The sequence below is a fragment of the Phycisphaeraceae bacterium genome, from assembly GCA_020851465.1.
In the GTDB taxonomy this organism is placed as follows: Bacteria; Planctomycetota; Phycisphaerae; order Phycisphaerales; family Phycisphaeraceae; genus JADZCR01.
Window position 1 is genome coordinate 1 of record JADZCR010000005.1, and the last position, 18,731, is coordinate 18,731.

Genomic DNA, 18,731 nt, shown 5'->3' on the forward strand with positions numbered 1-18,731 from the left:
CGTTGAATTGTTCATCGAAGAGAACCGCAGCCTGTAATGCAGTCGTGCCTGTTACCACAGCCAAAGCAGCGATCAAGCGAACCAGACCAATGCGATTTGTTGTATGAAACATTCTCTGCTCCCTCTCTTTTTTGACGTCAAACACCTGACAAACAAACCACGAAACTCTATGTCAGCCAATATGCGAACGTGAAACATACTGTACCACGAAACCCTCAATACCAAAAAATTTAAACGAAATTTGCAATCATCTTTCGTAAGACAGCAAGTTGATCCTTGCAAACTCACGAGAAGTCATCGCGTCTGCCGCTTCAAGCTAAAAATCGACATAATTTCTGTAAGATCAGACCATTATGACGGTTTGTTCGGGTGTTGAGTAGTCATCACATACAGCGATTGTGCGTAGCGGGGGCGTTTCTGTCAGCCAGCCGCCTCGAATGCGTCCGAGGCTGATGGTTTGTGCGTCGCGTACTTGCGTGGCATGACCATCGAAATGAAAACCTGAATGAACGCCAGCGCCGCCATGGTGATGAAAACCCAGAGCAGTGCGTGACCGATCGCGTGCTGAATCTTGTGCAGGAGTTCCGGAGGAAGGCTCGTGTGCCGTGACGGATCGAGCGCATCACCGGGAGTGAATCCCAGTTCATGAAGATGCTTGATCTCAGGCAGCATGAGGATGTTGATCAGTGCTCCGAGCAGGCCGACTCCCAGTGCGCCGCCCATGGAGCGGAAAAAGGAAGCACTGCCGGTGACGCTGCCGCGCTGCTTGAGGGGCGCAGCATCTTGCGCTGAGAGCAGGTACGCAAGCGAACAGGGGCCGAATCCCAATCCGACCACCGCCAGGATGCCGGATAAAACCACTTGCGGCGCTTCGACGAGGGTGCAGATGAGCACGCCGGTAAGCCCCGTGAGCACCAGTGTCGCGCCGATGAGGGCGGTCTTACGAAAACCCCAGCTGACAAAAAACGGCGCGATCGCAAAGTTGCTGATCGCCCAGGTCAGGATGACCGGCGTGACGACCCCCGCAGCCGAGCCCGGCCCGCCGCCCCGCGCACCCTGGACGTAAAGCGGCACGTAGGTGTCCACACTCATGACGCATAATCCAAGCAGAAACATCCCCATCAGCGAGGGACCGATCGCGCGGTTGAAGATGATCTCCGGCGGGAGGATCGGTTGACGGGCACGCCGCTCATGCAGCAGGAAATAGGTAAACGCGATGACCGCCACGACCGCGCACGTCACCAGCAGCGGCACCGGCCACCCGCCAGGCCCCATGCCTGAGAGCACCGCAAGCAGCGCGGTACACGCGACCGCCAGCGAGATGATTCCGGGGAGGTTCAGGTCCACCGCGTGACGCGGGCTGCGATCCACGTACTTCCACGACAGCACCGCGATACCCAGCATGGCGAAGGGAAAGTTCACGTAAAAAATCGAACGCCATCCGAGCGTCTTAACCAGAAACGCTCCCAGCGGCGGGCCGGTCAGTGCAGCGATGCCCCACACCGCGCTGAAGAAACCCTGCACACGCGCACGCTCCTCCAGCGAGTAGATGTCTGCCAGGATCGTCAGTACGACAGGCATGATTCCGCCCGCGCCCAGCCCCTGGATGCCGCGGTACAGAATCAGCTCGTGCATGTTCCGGGAGAACGACGCCAGCACCGAACCGGCCGTGAATAACACGATCGTGAACAGGATCACCCGCTTGCGGCCAAGTTTGTCGGTTAGTCGTCCATAGAGCGGCATGGTGATGATCGACGCCAGCAGATAGATCGACGCTACCCACGCGTAATGCTCCAGCCCCTGCAGTTCTCCGATGATCGTGGGCATCGCGGTGCTCGTCACCGTTTGCTCAAGTGAAGCGAGCGACATGACCAGCATCAAGGCTGCGAGGATGTAATGCCGATCCGGATCGGATTCGTGCGCAGATGACGGGGCGGGGGCGGACTCGGTGGCGGGCTTCATACGGCAGAGATCATAAAGAGAATGCACAGCAGGACGGCAGCCGTTCGTTGCTGCCACCGACCGGTATTCAGTGATGGTACATCTCGATCATGACGACGCGGGCGCGGGACAAATCACTTGGCTTCGAGCGCTTTGTTCACCGCGCGCAAGAGCTGCTGTGGTGACGAGTTCGGGTTAAAGCCGGTGAACACCTTCACGACTTTCCCATCCTTGCCGATGACGACCGTCTGCGGGATCGCCTGAAGGTTGTACGGCTCGCTGGTGATGCCTTTTTCATCGAGCAGCACCGTGGTAGTCAGCTTCGTGTCCTTTACAAACTTGCTAACGGTGTCCCCTTCTTCCTGAGAATTGACCGCAAAGACCTTCACTCCTTTGTCTTTCATCTTTTCGTTCAACTCATCCAGATGCGGCAGCGACTGGCGGCAGGGCGGGCACCAGGTCGCCCAGAAGTCCAGGACCACCACGCTGCCCTTGAGCGCGGAAAGCTTCACCGGCTGACCGTCGAGCGACGGCAACTCAAAGTCCGGTGCATCCTTGCCCTCCAGGGCTGAGCGATCGCCGACAGAAATCTCCCGTGCATCGGCAGGCGCGGTCCAGGCAAACTGGTCTGCTTTAAGCGTCGGATCAACCGTGGTGTGCGGATAGTCGAATACGACGTTGGCCTTCTTTACGTTCGGAGCACCTTTCTCCTCAACGGACTTCTTCAGGTCGAGCGATACGCGGCGGAGCAGGTGGGTCTTTGAGTCGATCGCCACCTCGGTCAACACGCCGGCGTCGCTGACGCCTTTGAGTGTCGTATAAGCCACGCCGTCGATCACCGCGTCCGGAGCCTTTTCGACATTGACCATCGAGTCGAGCAGTTCCGCACCTGCATCCGGCGAAATCGCGAGGACGAGCGATGGATTCTGGCGGGACAACATCGAGCCAAGCGGCTCCGGCAGATCGTTGCCGGCGGTGCGATCCTTGATGGCGGGAAGTTTTGCGTAAACCTTATCTCCCGCGGCAAACAGGTATAGCTCCTCACCCGTGGAGCCGAGCGTGATGCCTCCCTCCGCTGTGTGGACGAACTTCTGCGGTGCAGCGAAAAAGGAAGTGAAGTTCATCTTGTCGGCCTGTACCTTGCCCGCTACGTCCATGTCGATCGTCATCGTTCCTGAGGCTTCGAGTGTATGGAGCTTCAGATACGCATCGCGTACCTGCTCGATGACAGCCTTGGCCTCCGGCGTAATCGTCGGACCAGCAGCTTCCGCAGCGCGGAGCGTGCCGGCCAGACTCATCACGAGGAACAAGCTGACGATCGCACACACTGCTGCACGGCGCATCCGAAGGAACAGATTCATGGGGATTCCTGTGTAGGTTGGTGGTTGTAACCGCGGTAATGATAGTCGCCCGGTGTTCGGCACGTATTCACGAAAGGCTGATATTTCCGTCTTGCAACTTTCGGCTTCATAACCGAAACCCATCCACGCTGCGAAACCTCTCGATGGTGTTGTTGCGTGGGGGTTGGAGAATTTCGTCTCCAAAATAAGGAAAGAAAAACATGATGGATTGGAAACTAGTCCGCCGATGGGTTACGCTTACGCAACCCCGTGCTGGAGAGGTGGCCGAGAGGCTGAAGGCGACGGTTTGCTAAACCGTTTTAGGGGTTATTAACCCTTAACGCGGGTTCGAATCCCGCCCTCTCCGTTTTGTTTGACGCTTGAAATGCCTTGTTCTCTGGGCTTTCGAGCAACGCCGATCCGTCCTGATGCTGCTCGGGCGGATCGGCGGGTAAACGCACCATCGAATGCGCAGCGCAGCACCCGTGACACCAACCGCGATTTCAAATAACACCGCCAACCCGGTCGGGATCGTATTGAGTCAGCGGATCTGACAAAACTGTGTCAGGTCTGCGACGGTTCTCGTCTCACGTTGCCCTTAAGCGGGAAAATCCAGCGTTGGTCCTTGCCGAGCTGGACCGTTACATCAGCGTCCGCCTTACCGGAAACGTGTCCGCCTCTGGGTGTGGCTTGATGAGGATCGAGTCCCCAGATGGAAACGAACAACGCCGTCGCCGCGTGACGACGGACGATCACTGCCGTCCGCGCTTGTGGCGGCCTGCTGTCTCCGATGGGAGATCGACCGTCCACTGGCTCATCCTGTGCAGTGATCAGTTGCGCCTCTGATGCGCCGCCCAGCCAGAGATCGCCATGAACGCGCGTGTCGCCGAGCTGGAACGGCAGCAAGGTCCAGTCGCTGCCGTTCTGTCGGGGGTGGACACGTGCATCGGTCATGTGGCGGTAGCCGCGATTTTGTCCCAGATCCACCGGCTCACCAGCGCGGGAAAACTCACCATGCAGGTGGATAGCCCAGTCGAGCAGGCGCGGTCGATCCGCTGTGACGCGGAAGAGGTCCATGACGAATCCGCGGGTGACGACCACCGTTCGGTCGAGCAGGACGCCGGCGTACACATTGTCGTTGCTGGCACGAGCGACCTTGAAATCGCCTTCGGGCTGGAACTGCTCAAGTTTGCCGTCAGAGAGAGTGTCGCGCCAGCGGTCGCACTCCCAGAGCGATTCAGATTCAAAGTCATAGGGAAACATCGGGTACTGATCGACAGTGACGGTGTTGTGTGCGATGGTGGAGCGGTTCCACGTCAGATGTCGCGGATCGCCGTAGCCGTCCTTGAAAACGTGCGGTGCATTGGAAATGCGCTGATCGAAAGCATGGATTTCCAAGTGCAAGGCGGCGGGTGAACGGTGCCCCGCCGAATGCGGCCCCCAATAGAGCGAAGCCGATGGTGCTTTGAGATCCAGCACATCGCTACGGAGAATCGTCAGCCCGTATTCGGGTAACAGCGAGCAACCGGAAACATGGCGCCCGGTGAGCGAGAACTGTCGGTCCTCTGTCAGTGGATATTCACCTTCGGGATAGTCGCGTGCCTCGATGCGGACAAAATCCGTCGCTCCTCTGTTTTCCATGAACCAGCGCGGCAGAGGGCCGTTGGCGGTGGCGGCACAGCCACGGTTGATCTGCCGCAACACCCAGGCGTGTCGCGGCAGACGGAACTTTTCATAAGCCTGATTGAATATCGGCCCCCAGACTCCGGTGCCGCGGATGTTGCCCAGAATCTGATCGTGCAGAAGCGAATAGTCGCCATTAGGAAAGGTCATGTACAGCATCGCATCGAAGGCGGCGAGGAGCGGCCGCGCACCTTTGGGTCCCCAGCCGCGATGCTCGTCCTGGCTATCGTTCTGCATGAGTGAGGGCCATTGGCGATGCCAGAGATCGACGCCCAGATGCTCCATGATGGTGAAACATTCACAGACCATCATGAGCACGAGCATGTGGTAGCCCGCCGCACCCTCCCACTGCGTGCCGTCAGCGAGGAAGTCATGGCGCAGGCAGTGGATCAGGCCGTAGCGCCACTGTCCGTTGTGTTGGTGGCCGTAGAGTGTGTCGTGGATGCTTGGGATATCTTCCAGTGCCACAGCCAGCGGGAGACGGCCGGTCATCTGCATGGAGTTGTGGTTGTTGCACATCCGGTGAGTAGCGCACTCCATGGCACTCATGAGAGCCCTGAGCATGCTGCGGAAGAGGTTGTCATCCGCCGGAGACAAGCCATCTGATACGAGCAGGTCGTAAGCACGGGCGGCGTTTCCGGCCTCGTGATGTTCGTCGCCGGACCAGTCGTTTTTCCGCACAGCAGCGTGTGCCGCCAGCCGCATCGCTTCCAGCGCTCGATCACGATGGCGATTTGCCGCTCCGAGCTTGAACGCCAGCGCGTTGTAAAACGCCAGTTTCAACGGAGGCGTCAGTGTTCCGAGTCCCCATTCGATCGGACCGGTCGCCAGCTTGAGCGCAGGCAGCGGCTCGTCGATCTTGCAGAGCGAGATCAGTTGTTTGAAACATTCGGTGTCGATGGGGTTACCCGCATCAAGTCTCTGCCTTGCCCGCTGAAGCTGCGCCGCGGTGGTGAAGATACGCGGTGCCGGCGGAAGATTGCCGGGCATGACCTTGAACGGGTCGTAATCCGGTTTAGCCAGCAGTTCGGGGTAAGAGCGCGGTGTGATGGGGTCGGGAAACATAGAGAGGGCAGTATATCCAAGAGCGAGGATGGTAAAACGTCACAACACCCGCGATGTTACTTCACAGATTGCCTGCACAACGATGGGATGTTGTCCGGCTCGGAGAGGAGCCGATTGCGACAGGATCGAGGATTAGCGCGGCGGCTTACCGCTCTACCTGCACGCTGTTGCCTACGGTCACGTGGATTTCCGGCATGCGGCCTGGGTGACCGCGGTCGTCGAGTATCTGGCGCACCTTCCGGGCGATACCCGCTCCATCGAGCCCCGTTTCTTCGAGCTGCTTTCTCCGGCTGGCCTGGTAGATCCATTTTTCCGGCATGCCGTGGCGATAGATCAAATCCGTCGGGATGCTCTGGTCAGCGCACGCTTCGAGCACGCACGCGCCCAGACCGCCGCGGATCGAGTGATCTTCCACGGTCAGGACCGGGATGCCGCGCTCGATCAGTGCCTTGATGAGTTGAATGTCCACAGGTTTGGCAAAGCGAGCATCGTAAAGCGCGATATCGTAGCCCTGCGCTTCGAGAAGCTTCATCGCAGCCAGCGCTTCGTACACTTCGGTTCCGTAGGCGAGAATCGCGATATCCGGCTTTTTGCTGCCGGATGATGTCGCCAGCGGATTGACGGCACCGGCGGTGCGCTTGAGGAACACGCCCTTACCCAGCTCGTATGGTTCGACGGTTGTCTGGAGCGGTTCGGCTGCGACATTGTCGCGCGGGTAACGGATGACACTGGCACCGGCGTCATACTGCCTCATGAACTCCAGCCCCGCACGCAGATTCGGCTCATCGCTTGCCGCGAGCATCGCCACGCCCGGCAGCGGAGCGAACATCGAAATATCCATGAACCCATGATGCACCGCTCCGTCGTCACCGACGAATCCCGCACGGTCCAGACAGATGCGTACCGGCAGGCCCTGGAGCGAGATTTCCTGGAAAACCTGATCCAGCGCACGCTGGACAAAGGTCGAATAGACCGCGAAAAACGGCTTGATCCCCGTCTTGGCAAGCCCGGCGCACATATCCATCGCGTGGCTCTCGCAGATGCCCGTGTCCAGACTGCGATCGGGAAACAGCGGCATGATCTTGTTCAGGCCGGTGCCATCGGGCATCGCAGCCGTCACCGCGTAGATCTTCTCGTCCTTCTTCATCAGGTCGATCATGGCGTCGGCGTAGGCCGTGGTGAAGGAGCGGCCGGACTTTTTCATCTCGACGCGGCAACCCTCGACGACAAACGGACTGGGTGAGTGGAACTTGGTCGGATCGCCCGACGAATAATCGAAGCCCTTCCCTTTGATCGTCTTGCAATGCAGCAAAACAGGGCGATCAAAGTCCTTCACCTCGTTGAGCATGTCGATGAGAGTGGGGAAGTCGTGGCCGTCGATGGGTCCGACGCAGAGCAGGCCGAACTGTTCAAACATGTGCCCGGAGGTGATGAGTGCTTTCATCATCTCGCCGGCGCGGTGGTAGAGGTCTTCGAGCGTGGACCCGCCGGGAATGTGTTTGAGAACTTCGTGGGCGCGTTTTTTGAGGTCGCCGTAGTGGGCATTGACTCGAACGCGGTCGAAATACTGCGCCATCGCTCCCTGAGGCTTGGCGATGGACATGCCGTTGTCGTTAAGGATGACGAGGAATTGGCGATTGAGCGTGCCTGCGTTGTTGAGTCCTTCGAGCGCGACGCCGTTGACGATCGAAGCGTCACCGATGAGGGAGACGCACTTGCGGGCATTCGGGCCGCTGCCTTCGCCCTTGAGCAGGTCACCGCGCGCCATGCCGACAGCCGTCGAGATCGCGGTACCTGCGTGGCCGACGGAAAAAAGGTCGTAGGGCGACTCGCGCGGTTCGGGGAACCCCGCCATACCGTCGCGTTGGCGCAGCTTCGGCAAAAGGCTTTGCCGCCCGGTGATGAGTTTGTGGGGATAACACTGGTGGCCGACGTCGAAAAGCAGCCGGTCGTGAGCGAAATCAAAAACGTAATGGAGCGCAATGGTCAGCTCGACGACGCCGAGGTTCGGCGCCAGGTGACCGCCGGTTTTGGAAACCTGATCGCAGATCGCTTGACGCATCTCGCCGGCCAGTTGGGGAAGCTGGTCAATCGCGAGCTTCTTGAGGTCGGCTGGTGAGTTGATCGATGGAAGCAGGGGGGCTTGAACCGAGGTTCCCGTCGTGCCTGATGCACCGGCAATGGCGGGAGGAGTCGGAGCCTTTTCGTGCTGATTCATGGAGGATTAATCCTGATACCTGATCAACAAACGTAAAACCGTGGGAATTATAAAGATTTCCCAACAAATTTGCTCGTTCAAGCCATTCTAGTCCGCTCGCTGTCGCAAGTGGAACCCAAATGAACAGAGACACCCGATCGCATCCCTTTCGGAGGAATGGGTATTTGGATTACTTCGTCTTATCCGGGAATTTTTCCTTGATCGCCTCCACGTGCGGCTTGGAGGTGTATTCAATGTACGGCTGGTCAGGGTTTCTCCGCGCGTAATCCTGGTGATACGTCTCCGCAGGATAAAAAGCAGTGAGCGGCTCGACCGTTGTCACGATCTGTCGGCTGGGCTTGCGCTGCTTATTGCCTTCGCGGATCGCCTTTTCCGCCGCCTGTTTTTGGTATTCATCAGCATAGAAAATCGCGGAGCGGTACTGCGTGCCGATATCGTTTCCCTGACGGTTTCGGGTGGTTGGGTCATGAGCTTCGAAGAAGATCTCCAGCAATTCGTCGTAGCTGATGACCTGCGGGTCATAGGTGATGCGGATGGCTTCAGCGTGGCCGGTATTGCCGCGTGAGACCGCCTCATAATTCGCGGTTTCCTGTGAGCCGCCCGCGTAGCCGCTCTCCACGTCGGAGACTCCCTTGACCTGCTCGAAAGCCGCCTCGGTGCACCAGAAACAACCGCCCGCAAAAACAGCCTGGCTCTGACTCCGCGCGGAGGGTTGGGTCGTTGGCTGCGTGGTCGCCCCGATGGCGGTGCCAGTCGCATCGAGAATCGGGTCGGCGAGCGTTTTGAGGTCCTTTTCGTCAACAAAGCGAAGCGACGCGGAGTTCATGCAGAAGCGCAATCCGGTCGGCCGCGGACCGTCGTCAAAGACGTGACCCAGGTGCGCACCGCAGCGGGCGCAGAGTGATTCCGTACGGACCATGTCGTGACTGGTATCACGCGACTCGGTCACGTTACCCGGTGCAATAGGTTGGAAAAAGCTCGGCCAACCGGTGCCGGACTGAAACTTGGCTTTCGAGGAAAAGAGCGGCAATCCGCATGCGACACAGGCATAAACGCCTTCCTTGTGGTTGTCGAGCAGGTTTCCGCAGAAGGGGGCCTCGGTACCCTTGTTGCGGACGATGAGGTAGGTTTCGCTGCCGAGTTGCTCATTCCACTGAGCGTCGGTCTTGATGACTTTGGGTGAGTCGACAGGACCGACAAGCTTGCCTTCCCGGTTGAAAACGTGAACACGGACCATGTTGGAATCCCCAGAAGGTTGAGTGGTGGCGGTTGCAGCCTTGGCGTCGCCGGCGTCGGTACAGGCAGCCACCACCGCCAATAGTGCCAGTAGTACGAGTGTGCGAAGGGTGTGCGCGGCTGTTCGCATGGCTGTAGTGTAGCGCGTCAACGTAGCGGGCGTTGCTCTCCGGGGCTGGATTTTCAGCCGCATCGTCTGGTTAAGGAGAGGCTTACGCAGGGGTAACGGGGATTTCTCGGTTATCCAGCACACAGGATGCAGGCGTCCGGGGACTTGGCAATTGTCGTATTCCCCGTTATCTTGTGTGGCTCGCCATTGAGTCTGACCTTGGAATGGGTGCTTTGTCGCCCGGATGAGAGGCCTGCCATGAACCTGATCGTACAAGCCGTCGAAAAGTCGCAACTCAAAACCGATGCTCCCAAGCTCAGCGTAGGTGACACGGTTGATGCCCACCTGCGGATCGTCGAAGGTGCCAAGGAACGTATTCAGGTGTTCAACGGCGTGGTGCTCAAGATTCAGGGTGAGGGCATGAATCAGACGGTGACGATCCGCCGCATCGTCGCCAACGAAGGTGTGGAGCGTACGCTGCCCATCCATTCGCCGAGAGTGGCCCGGATCGAAGTGATCCGTCACGGCCATGTCCGTCGATCCAAGCTGTACTACCTGCGCGACCGCGTGGGTAAGAGCCGTCGCCTGCGTGACCGCCGCCGTGGTCTGGGAGCAGCCGAGGCCCCTGAGACGCCGGCAGCATCGGCGGCTGTGGATGCAGCCAAGCCTGCTGAACCCGCCAAGGCGTGAGGTAGTCGCACAATATCTGGAAGTGTCGTCACTTCGAGCAGGGTCCGATTTATTTCGGCCTTTCCGTGGTGCTTTTCGCCTGCTGATAGCCTCCGGTGAGGCAATCGCGTGACATTTTGCACTCCCTTTGCTCGCTCGGCCGATAACTGCCTCCATGCTCCGCTATTCTCAAATCCTTCAGTTGACGGTCGTGGCACTGCTGGGCATCGGAGTAGTCATGGTGCCTTCAGCGGGTATGACTGTGGACTCGCACATCAACCCGTTTTCGCTTCTGCTCAACCGAAATGCCATCTATGCGTTCGTCGCCATCGTCGCCATGATGTTCGCCAGCCGGATTAACGTCCGTGAGCTTTACCGCGTGCATGGCCTGGGTAATCCGCTGCTCTGGACGGTCGCAATTTCTCTGCTGCTTGTCGGCCTGACCTTTGTTCCGGGTGTCGGTAAGTCGGTCAACGGATCGACCCGTTGGCTTTATGTCGGCCCGCCGAGCAATCCGCTGATTTCATTTCAACCGAGCGAACTGACAAAGTGGGTGATGGTGCTGGCGATCGCCTGGTGGTGTGCGCGACGGCGCGGAGTCATGCATCGATTCTGGCATGGACTGGTGCCGGCGATGCTGCTCATCGCCGCTGCCTGCGGTCTGATCGTGATCGAAGATCTTGGTACGGCGGCGCTGATCGGCGTCGTCGCGGTTTGTCTGCTGATCGGCGGCGGGGCGCGGTTGTGGCAGCTCGCCCTCACCATGCCTCCGGCGGCTTTGGGTGTCTATCTGGCCATCGCGCACAGTCCGTACCGGCTGGCGCGACTTACGGCTTTCCTCAATCCCTGGGCCGATCCGCAGGGGAGCGGCTACCACCCGATCCAATCCATGCTCGCAATCGTGCAGGGCGGGCTGTGGGGACGCGGATTGGGTAACGGCATCCAGAAATTCGGTTATCTGCCGGAAGACACGACCGACTTTATCTTCGCGATCATCTGCGAGGAAATGGGCGTGGCCGGCGCTGCTCTGGTCATCGTGCTTTATCTGGTGCTCTTGTGGATCGGCCTGTCGATCGTGCGAGAGTCGAAAGACACCTTCGGCCGGCTCGTAGGTCTGGGCGTGCTTTTGACGGTCGGCATACAGGCGTTGATCAACATTGCTGTCGTGACCGTCGTCGTGCCGACCAAAGGCATCGCGCTGCCGTTGATCTCTTCAGGAGGAACAGGCTGGATTGTGACGGCGTTCGCCATCGGCCTGGTCGCCGCACTGGACAACGCCAACGAGCTGGAACGCTCGGAAGCGACACCCAGCTTGCCCGCCAGGGAGCAGACGAGCGAAGAGGAGCCGCTGCCGTTGACGGAAATGATGACCGCGGAGTGAATGGCTTGTGCTTCTCTCTCGTGTATCTGTGAGAGGCGAGGTGAGGGAGCATCCGATTTTTCAGGGATTGCCGTCCGACCGCATCGCGGTAGCGTGTTTCATTGGGTTTTGAAGAACGGTTGAGATCGATGACACAGACGCGGACGATTCTTTTCGCCGGCGGCGGAACGGGCGGGCATATTTTCCCCAGCCTCGCCATCGCCGAGCGACTGGAAGAGCATGCCGCGCCGCTGCGTTCACACTTTCTGGTGTCAAAGAGACCGCTCGATGCGCATATCCTCGCCAAGACATCGCATACCTACTCGCCGCTACCCGCGCAACCGTTGTCAAAAAAACCGTGGCAGTGGCCGGGATTGTGCAGCGCGTACAGCAGGAGTGTCTCGCAGGTTCGCGCGATGATCGCCGACATGAATGTCTCCGCAGTCGTGGCGATGGGTGGATTTGTTTCCGCACCGGCAATCGCGGCGGCACGTCGAGCGGGAATACCTGTCGCGCTGGTCAATCTCGATGCTGTCCCCGGACTTGCCAATCGTCTTATGGCCCGACGAGCGACACAGATTTTCTCCGTCTATCCCCAGGATGCTTGGCCGGGGGCGGAGATCATCGGCCTGCCTCTGCGTCGATCGGCTGTCGGGCCTGAAAGTCATGCCGAGTCGCGTGCGGCTCTGGGGCTTGATCCTCAGCGCGACACGCTGCTGGTTACCGGTGCCAGTCAGGGGGCACAGTCGATCAACCGTCTGATGATCGAATTGGCCGGGCAGGCTTCCGTGCGACAGGCTCTCCGCACAGGAGGCTGGCAGGTACTGCATCTGGCGGGTTCATCGCAGGTGGAGGAATTGCGCTCCGCTTACGCCAAGGCGGAGATCCCCGCAAAGGTCGAAGCATTCTGCGATGCGATGGGCCACGCCTGGCGTGCGGCGACGGTGGCGATCAGCCGAAGCGGTGCGGGTAGTGTTGCGGAGGCTTGGGCTAATGCCACGCCGACGGTTTTTCTGCCGTACCCCTACCACAAGGATCAGCATCAGCGGTTAAACGCACTGCCGCTGGTGACACCCGGCGGGGCGTTGCTCTTCAATGATCTCATCGATGCGCCCGCCAACGCTCGGCAACTGACCGGTCCGCTCCTCGCATTGATGCGCAATGAATCGCAGCGATCACGAATGATCACACTGATGCGTCAAAAGCAACCCGCGGACGGTGCGGAAGCTGTGGCGCAATGGTTGATCTCACGATGAGGGTTCGCACGGATCGATGCGGTGCGTAATCCGTTGTGATTCAGGGAATCGTTACGCTCACGCGGGGAATTCGGGTTCTCTCCCCTCCAGCACCGCTACGATGTCTCGCACGACCCAGCTCATGTTTTCCAATGCAGGGCCGGTGCGTGACGCCAGATGCGGCAGCAAGCGCACATTGCTCAGGCTGTGAAACGGATAATCACGCGGGGGCGGCTCAGGCTCATGCACGTCGAGAATCACTCGTGCGCCGTTTTGGGCGTTTTGCTTTACCCACGAGGCGACGGCAGCGTTGTCGATCAACATGCCGCGTGCTGCGTTGATCAGCATGCAGCCGGGCTTGAGTTGCGCGAGCACGGATGAGTCGATCAACCTGCGGTTTTCCGGGCGGCCATCGACGTGAATTGTGAGAATATCGCTTTGCTGATACAGCCGAGCTTTGTCTGCCAGTTCAAAGGGATAGCCCACCGTTGCGCGCAGCTCGTCTTCGGGTAGTAAGTCGTTCGCCAGAATTTTCATGCCGATGGCGTGAGCTACCTGGCCAACCCGCTTGCCGATTCTGCCAAACCCCAGGATGCCCAGAGTCAGCTCGGTTAGTTGCACGCCGACCTGCTCTTTCCGCAGGCGGTGAAACTCGGCATCTTCCACAAAGCCCGGCAGCGTGTAGCGTGGTCGGAGAGCGTCGAGCATCAGCGCAAAAACGTACTCCACGACAGCCTGCGTGTTGGCGTCCGGCGTGTACACGACGCGCACTCCGCGTTTCCGACAGGCGGGCAGGTCGATGTTATCCAGCCCGACACCCGCGCGGCCGACGACCTTGAGATGAGGCGCCTGATCGAGTAGCTCGTCATTTACCAGCGTGTAAGTGCGCACCACCAGCCCCTCCGCCTGTGCGAGCAGTCCGCGTAGTTTTTCGGTTTCTCTGTGCGGGCACCACACGAGGTTGACGCGCTCTTCGAGCCAGCGGGCCGGCTTGGGGTCGAGTGTTTCCGTGACGATTACAGTGAGGCGGGACATCGGACTCTCCACGCAGGGCTGGATGTATCAGCTGATCCAGTTTCGCAGCCTCAGACTAGGATCACACCCGCAAACCCGCAACGGCAAGCAGAGTTCTGCGACTCGCCGATTCAGCAAAACCCTTAGGTCAATCGCAGCTTTTTCCTGACGATGCCGCGATCGAATATCGGTTCTAATTCACTTGTCACAGCAAGACCTGTTGCCCTGCTGAAATTGGAGTGCCGAAATGTAAACGGAGTTCCTTTCGGTTGTGCGTTGAGGCAGGACGCTGCCCTGAAAAAAGCGGCCACACGCGATCTGTCAGAAAGCTGGAATGCCCGGCAGAGGCGGCGCATTCAATCGAACGTGTTGCATTGGCGGAGCGGCAATGAGGCGAGGAGAAAACAGGAGGATAATCCACGACAACGTGGACGGATGGAACAGGCGGGGAGATTTTTAGTGATCCAGTGGTGGCCGGGATGAGGGTGGGGTTCCGGCGAAAGAGGGAAAACGGGGGAAAGTGCGGGGGATCAGGCCGGCGGACGACCAAGTTCGACGGCCTATTTTTTGCGCCGAATTTCTTGACTTCAGACCTCTGTCTCGCTATAATTGCGACTCTTATGGCCACGAAACTCCCGACCAGCCAGAGCCTCGGACTTGTACGGCACGGGAACGTTTTCCTCCGCGTCGCGGTCGTCGTTAGCTGAGCGGAAGACCCGCACCAGTTTCGCCTGTCACATAGGCTCGCCGCCTACCCCGACTCATCACTCCGTTCGTTGATCCGTGTACGATTTTCATTGCTGCCTTACCCGGTTCGTCTTTCGTGACGCACCGTGATCAAAGATTTAATCGAAAGCTCCAAAACCATGGCCCCCAAGAAAAGCCCCATTCTCCGCACCGCTGAGATTTCAACCTCCTCTAACGGTAAAGCCACCGAAAAGTACGTCGGTATGACCGGCGCGCAGATCTTTCACGAATTGATGGTCGAACATGGCGTCAAACACATGTTCGGTTATCCAGGCGGTGCGATCCTTCCTGTGTTCGATGCAATTTTCAAATCCAAGCAGTTCAACTTCATCCTCAATCGTCACGAGCAGGGATCGGGTCACATGGCGGAAGGCTACGCCCGCGCCAGCGGCAAGCCGGGCATCGTGCTGGTGACATCCGGCCCTGGTGCTACCAACACCGTCACGCCGCTCCAGGACGCGCTGATGGACGGCACGCCCCTGATCGTGTTTTCCGGCCAGGTGTCCACAACCGCGATCGGCACAGATGCCTTCCAGGAAGCCGACGTGACCGGCATCACTCGGCCGTGTACCAAGTGGAATGTGCTTGTTAAGGATGTGCGCGAGCTGCCTCGCCGGATCAACGAAGCCTTTCACGTAGCGACCACTGGTCGTCCGGGGCCGGTGCTGGTGGACTTACCCAAGGACGTGACCGCGGCGGTGCTCAAGGAATCCGTGTGCGCCGAGGTGAATCTGCCGGGCTATCACGTGCGTGAGCTGGGAACCTCAGCGGAGATCGAGCGAGCTGCGGAGATGATCAATCGCGCCAAACGTCCGGTGCTTTACGTTGGCCAGGGCACGATCCTGTCCGGCGCGACCGAAGTGTTGCGCAAGGTGGCGGAAAAAGGTCGCATCCCTGTGACGACAACGCTCCAGGGATTAGGTGCCTTTGACCAGAGGTCGCCGCTGTCACTGGACATGCTGGGGATGCACGGCTCGGCATATGCGAACTGGGCGATGCACCACGCGGATTGCATCATCGCGGTCGGTGCGCGGTTTGACGATCGCGTGACCGGCAACGTGAAACTGTTCGCTCCCGCGGCGCGGGCGGCGGAGCGTGAAGGCCGCGGCGGGTTCATTCACTTTGATATTTCGCCTGAACAGATCAACAAGGCGGTGCCTGTGACCATCGGCGTCGAAGGTGATGCGCGGAAAAACCTTGAGCTGGTCCTGCCCATGATCGAGTCACGCGATCGCTCTGAGTGGCACGCGCAGGTGAATGAGTGGAAGACCAAACATCCGTTCCGCTACAAGCCCGACGAGCGCGAGTTCCACATGAAGCCGCAGGCCATCATCGAGGAGCTGTACCGTCAGACCAAGGGTGAAGCGATTCTGACCACCGGCGTGGGTCAGCATCAGATGTGGGCGGCGCAGTTCTACAAATTCAGCCAGCCAAGGCAGATGATCACCAGCGGCGGACTGGGCACGATGGGCTATGGCGTGCCGGCTTCCATCGGGGTAAAGCTGGCGCAGCCGGGCAAGACCGTCGTCAATATCGACGGCGACGGCAGCTTCTGCATGACCTGCATGGAGATGGCGACGGCGGCGGAATACAAGATCAACGCCAAGACCATTATCCTCAACAATGACTTTCAGGGCATGGTCAAGCAGTGGCAGGACCTGTTTTATCAGGAGCGTTACAGCCACACCGAGATGCACAACCCGGACTTCGTGAAGTTGACCGACGCACTGAACTGCAAGGGATATCGCTGCACAAAGATTGCCGACCTGCCGCGGGTGATGGATGAGTTCCTCAGCTACGACGGGCCAGCGGTGATGGAGGCGCTGGTGGAAAAGCATGAGCACGTGTACCCGATGATTCCCGCCGGCCGTGGCGTGGAGGAAATCGTGCTGGGAAAATTCGACTAAGCATCTGGTTGTATTAGTCTCCGCAGCCGACCGCCAAACCACAGGAATGTTTTATGTCACGAACTATCGTCGTCTTGGCATGGGTTCTGGCCTGTGTTCTGGGGGATTTTGCTTTGGCGGAATCGCGCCCGCTTCAGCGACGACCACCTGTGGTGGTCCGTAACAGCGGTAGCTTGAAACTGGCCGCCAGCCGCGCTACGCCGGGCACGGTAATCCTCGTCGCTCCCGGAAACTACGAACCGGAAGTCTGGATCAAAGGCGTCACCGGTGCGGAAGGCGTGCCCGTGATCATCGCGGCGCAGGATCCCGGGCGCAAGCCGGTGTTTGAGGGCGGCCGTGAATGCTTCAAGCTCTCCAACGCATCGCATGTCGAGTTGCGTAATCTGGTTTTCGTCAATCCACGCGACAACGCGCTGAATATCGACGACGGTGCGAACCACGACAAGCCTTCAGTGGACATCGTGATTACAGGCATCGAGGTGCGCAGCAATCTGCGTAAAGGCAATCACGATGGAATCAAACTCTCAGGAGTTCACCGGTTTCTGGTTCGAGATTGCACGATCGATGGATGGGGTAAGGATGGGTCCGCCATCGACATGGTTGGATGCCGGGACGGCCTGATTGAAAACTGCAAGTTCACCGATCCGACCGGGAAAACCGCCACCGGGCCGCAAGCCAAGGGAGGGAGTCAGAACATCACCTTTCGCCGTTGCCGGTTTGAAACGGCGGGACTGCGGGCGTTGAACCTCGGTGGACGCACTTCGGATTCCGCTTTTCGTATGCCGCCCAACGAGGAGAAGATGTTTGAAGCCAGGAACATGACGGTCGAAGGCTGCACGTTCATCGGCTCCGAAGCGCCGCTGGCGTTCGTGGGCGTTGACGGCGCGGAGGTGCGGTACAACACGTTCTATCACCCCGGCAGGTGGGTGATGCGAATCCTCCAGGAATCTCGCGGCGAAGATTTCATCACCTGTCGTAACGGCAATTTCCATCACAATCTGGTGGTAACCTCGGACAGCCTCAACTCGACAGTCAACGTCGGCAAGCTCACTGCACCAGAGACGTTCAAGTTTTCTGATAACTGGTGGTACTGCGATACCGCGCCGGGGATGAGCGCACCGACCTTGCCGACGACGGAGACCAACGGCGTCATCGGCAAAGACCCGCTGTTTGTCAATGCGAAAAGCGGTGACCTGAATGTGTCAGCAGAAAGCCCGGCCAAAAGTGTCGGTGCGCACGCGCTGCCGCCGGATAAGTAACTCGCTGTCATTTCACAGGCGGGTACTCCAATCGGAGCGAGATCAGATTCCTTTGGCGATTTCGTAGATCGCTTCGGCGTCGAGAACCTGATCGTTGGACTCGAACAGCCTGGCGATAGAGGCGCGGTGGATTTTCATTTTGGTTCCACCCACGCCTAACGCCCCAAATGCGAAGACGCCATTGCGATCTTTGGCTTTGTCCGTCATGTCGATGCCTTCAAGCCCCAGCGGCGGAACGGCATTGAGATCAATGGCGAGCCGGAGTTTCTTCATGCCGGTCTGCGTGGCTTTGTCCATCATCCGCACCCCAGCTGGTCCCGCTGCAATGAGCAACTCCGCCGCTGCGAGAGCCTGGGCAAATGAATCCGGCTGTTCAGGCGAGCAGGCGATAAGATTCGCCCCGCCGACCTGTTGATGGATCGCGTCTGCTGCCTGCCGCGCCCGTTGGATGTTGCGGCTGCTTAGATACACCGTGGATTTCTCACGAGCCAGTAGCCTTGCAGCACGGATGCCGACCGGGCCGGTGCCCAGTACCAGGGCGGAGGTATTGGAAAGGTCGAGGTGTTTCCGCGCGGAGATGACAGCACCTGCAGCCGTCGTGTTGGAACCGTTGGCGTCCATCATCACGGAAACGCGCAGCGGGCCGAAGAAGGTCTCCACCGTCCGCGCGAGCAGTTGTTCACCTGTCTCGACGCTCGCCCCGCCGATAAAGATGGCGGTTCGTTTCAGGTCGGGTACGCCGCGTGTGAAGATAGCACCGTGGACAAGGCCGGGGAGTTGCGCCAGGGTGACGCCGCCATAGGAAAAAACCTCATCCGCTCCGGCATCAATCGCAACCACACGGTCGAACACGCTGGCGTGCCGATCGCTGTCGAACTGGATGAGGATTTTGCGTTTGTCCGTTGGAGGTTTGTTATCACTCATGCGCGAAAGAATATCGCAAGCCAT

The 18,731-nt window shown here is 59.1% G+C and carries 12 protein-coding genes and 1 tRNA gene; 6 read left to right on the forward strand and 7 right to left on the reverse strand.

Going from position 1 to position 18,731, the window contains the following annotated elements; genetic code table 11:
• Positions 1 to 420: 420 nt before the first annotated feature.
• Together IT444_05135 and IT444_05140 are read right to left on the reverse strand one after the other, a co-directional pair.
• Positions 421 to 1,962 (reverse strand): MFS transporter, encoded by a 1,542-nt coding sequence (locus IT444_05135; protein MCC7192149.1) that lies wholly within the window; start codon positions 1,960 to 1,962, stop codon positions 421 to 423.
• 113 nt (positions 1,963 to 2,075) lie between these two features.
• The gene (locus IT444_05140) at positions 2,076 to 3,302 is read right to left on the reverse strand and encodes a redoxin family protein (protein ID MCC7192150.1); all 1,227 of its coding nucleotides are present in this window, start codon (positions 3,300 to 3,302) and stop codon (positions 2,076 to 2,078) included.
• Positions 3,303 to 3,556: 254 nt separating this feature from the next.
• Here IT444_05140 and IT444_05145 point away from each other — a divergent pair.
• A tRNA-Ser gene (locus tag IT444_05145) sits at positions 3,557 to 3,648 on the forward strand.
• Positions 3,649 to 3,845: 197 nt separating this feature from the next.
• Here the strand turns inward: IT444_05145 and IT444_05150 are convergent.
• From IT444_05150 to IT444_05160, 3 genes are all read right to left on the reverse strand, one after another.
• Entirely contained in the window at positions 3,846 to 6,029 is a 2,184-nt protein-coding gene (locus tag IT444_05150; GenBank protein MCC7192151.1) for a heparinase II/III family protein, read from the reverse strand.
• A gap of 145 nt (positions 6,030 to 6,174) precedes the next feature.
• Positions 6,175 to 8,247 carry a 1-deoxy-D-xylulose-5-phosphate synthase gene (locus IT444_05155; GenBank protein MCC7192152.1) on the reverse strand — a complete coding sequence of 691 codons (2,073 nt, stop codon included), beginning with the start codon at positions 8,245 to 8,247 and terminating at the stop codon, positions 6,175 to 6,177.
• 169 nt (positions 8,248 to 8,416) lie between these two features.
• Complete coding sequence (locus tag IT444_05160; GenBank protein MCC7192153.1) at positions 8,417 to 9,613, reverse strand: bifunctional methionine sulfoxide reductase B/A protein; 1,197 nt, start codon at positions 9,611 to 9,613, stop codon at positions 8,417 to 8,419.
• Between the two features lie 237 nt (positions 9,614 to 9,850).
• Between IT444_05160 and rplS the strand changes: the two genes are divergently transcribed.
• The 3 genes from rplS to IT444_05175 all read left to right on the forward strand — a co-directional run bounded on the left by rplS (position 9,851) and on the right by IT444_05175 (position 12,877).
• Positions 9,851 to 10,282, forward strand: coding sequence for a 50S ribosomal protein L19 (gene rplS / locus IT444_05165; protein MCC7192154.1), 432 nt, complete (start codon positions 9,851 to 9,853; stop codon positions 10,280 to 10,282).
• A 154-nt stretch (positions 10,283 to 10,436) separates the two neighbouring features.
• Entirely contained in the window at positions 10,437 to 11,642 is a 1,206-nt protein-coding gene (locus IT444_05170) for a cell division protein FtsW (protein MCC7192155.1), read from the forward strand.
• Between the two features lie 128 nt (positions 11,643 to 11,770).
• Positions 11,771 to 12,877 (forward strand): glycosyltransferase, encoded by a 1,107-nt coding sequence (locus tag IT444_05175; protein ID MCC7192156.1) that lies wholly within the window; start codon positions 11,771 to 11,773, stop codon positions 12,875 to 12,877.
• Positions 12,878 to 12,934: 57 nt separating this feature from the next.
• Here IT444_05175 and IT444_05180 read toward each other — a convergent pair whose 3' ends face one another.
• The gene (locus IT444_05180; GenBank protein MCC7192157.1) at positions 12,935 to 13,891 is read right to left on the reverse strand and encodes a hypothetical protein; all 957 of its coding nucleotides are present in this window, start codon (positions 13,889 to 13,891) and stop codon (positions 12,935 to 12,937) included.
• An 845-nt stretch (positions 13,892 to 14,736) separates the two neighbouring features.
• On the opposite strand from IT444_05180, the gene ilvB reads away from it, so the two are divergent.
• Both ilvB and IT444_05190 read left to right on the forward strand, forming a co-directional pair.
• Positions 14,737 to 16,524 (forward strand): biosynthetic-type acetolactate synthase large subunit, encoded by a 1,788-nt coding sequence (gene ilvB / locus IT444_05185; GenBank protein ID MCC7192158.1) that lies wholly within the window; start codon positions 14,737 to 14,739, stop codon positions 16,522 to 16,524.
• A 53-nt stretch (positions 16,525 to 16,577) separates the two neighbouring features.
• Complete coding sequence (locus IT444_05190) at positions 16,578 to 17,783, forward strand: right-handed parallel beta-helix repeat-containing protein (GenBank protein ID MCC7192159.1); 1,206 nt, start codon at positions 16,578 to 16,580, stop codon at positions 17,781 to 17,783.
• Between the two features lie 42 nt (positions 17,784 to 17,825).
• Here the strand turns inward: IT444_05190 and IT444_05195 are convergent, their stop codons facing one another.
• Positions 17,826 to 18,707, reverse strand: a complete 882-nt coding sequence (locus IT444_05195) for a hypothetical protein (protein MCC7192160.1) — start codon at positions 18,705 to 18,707, stop codon at positions 17,826 to 17,828.
• Positions 18,708 to 18,731: the final 24 nt, after the last annotated feature.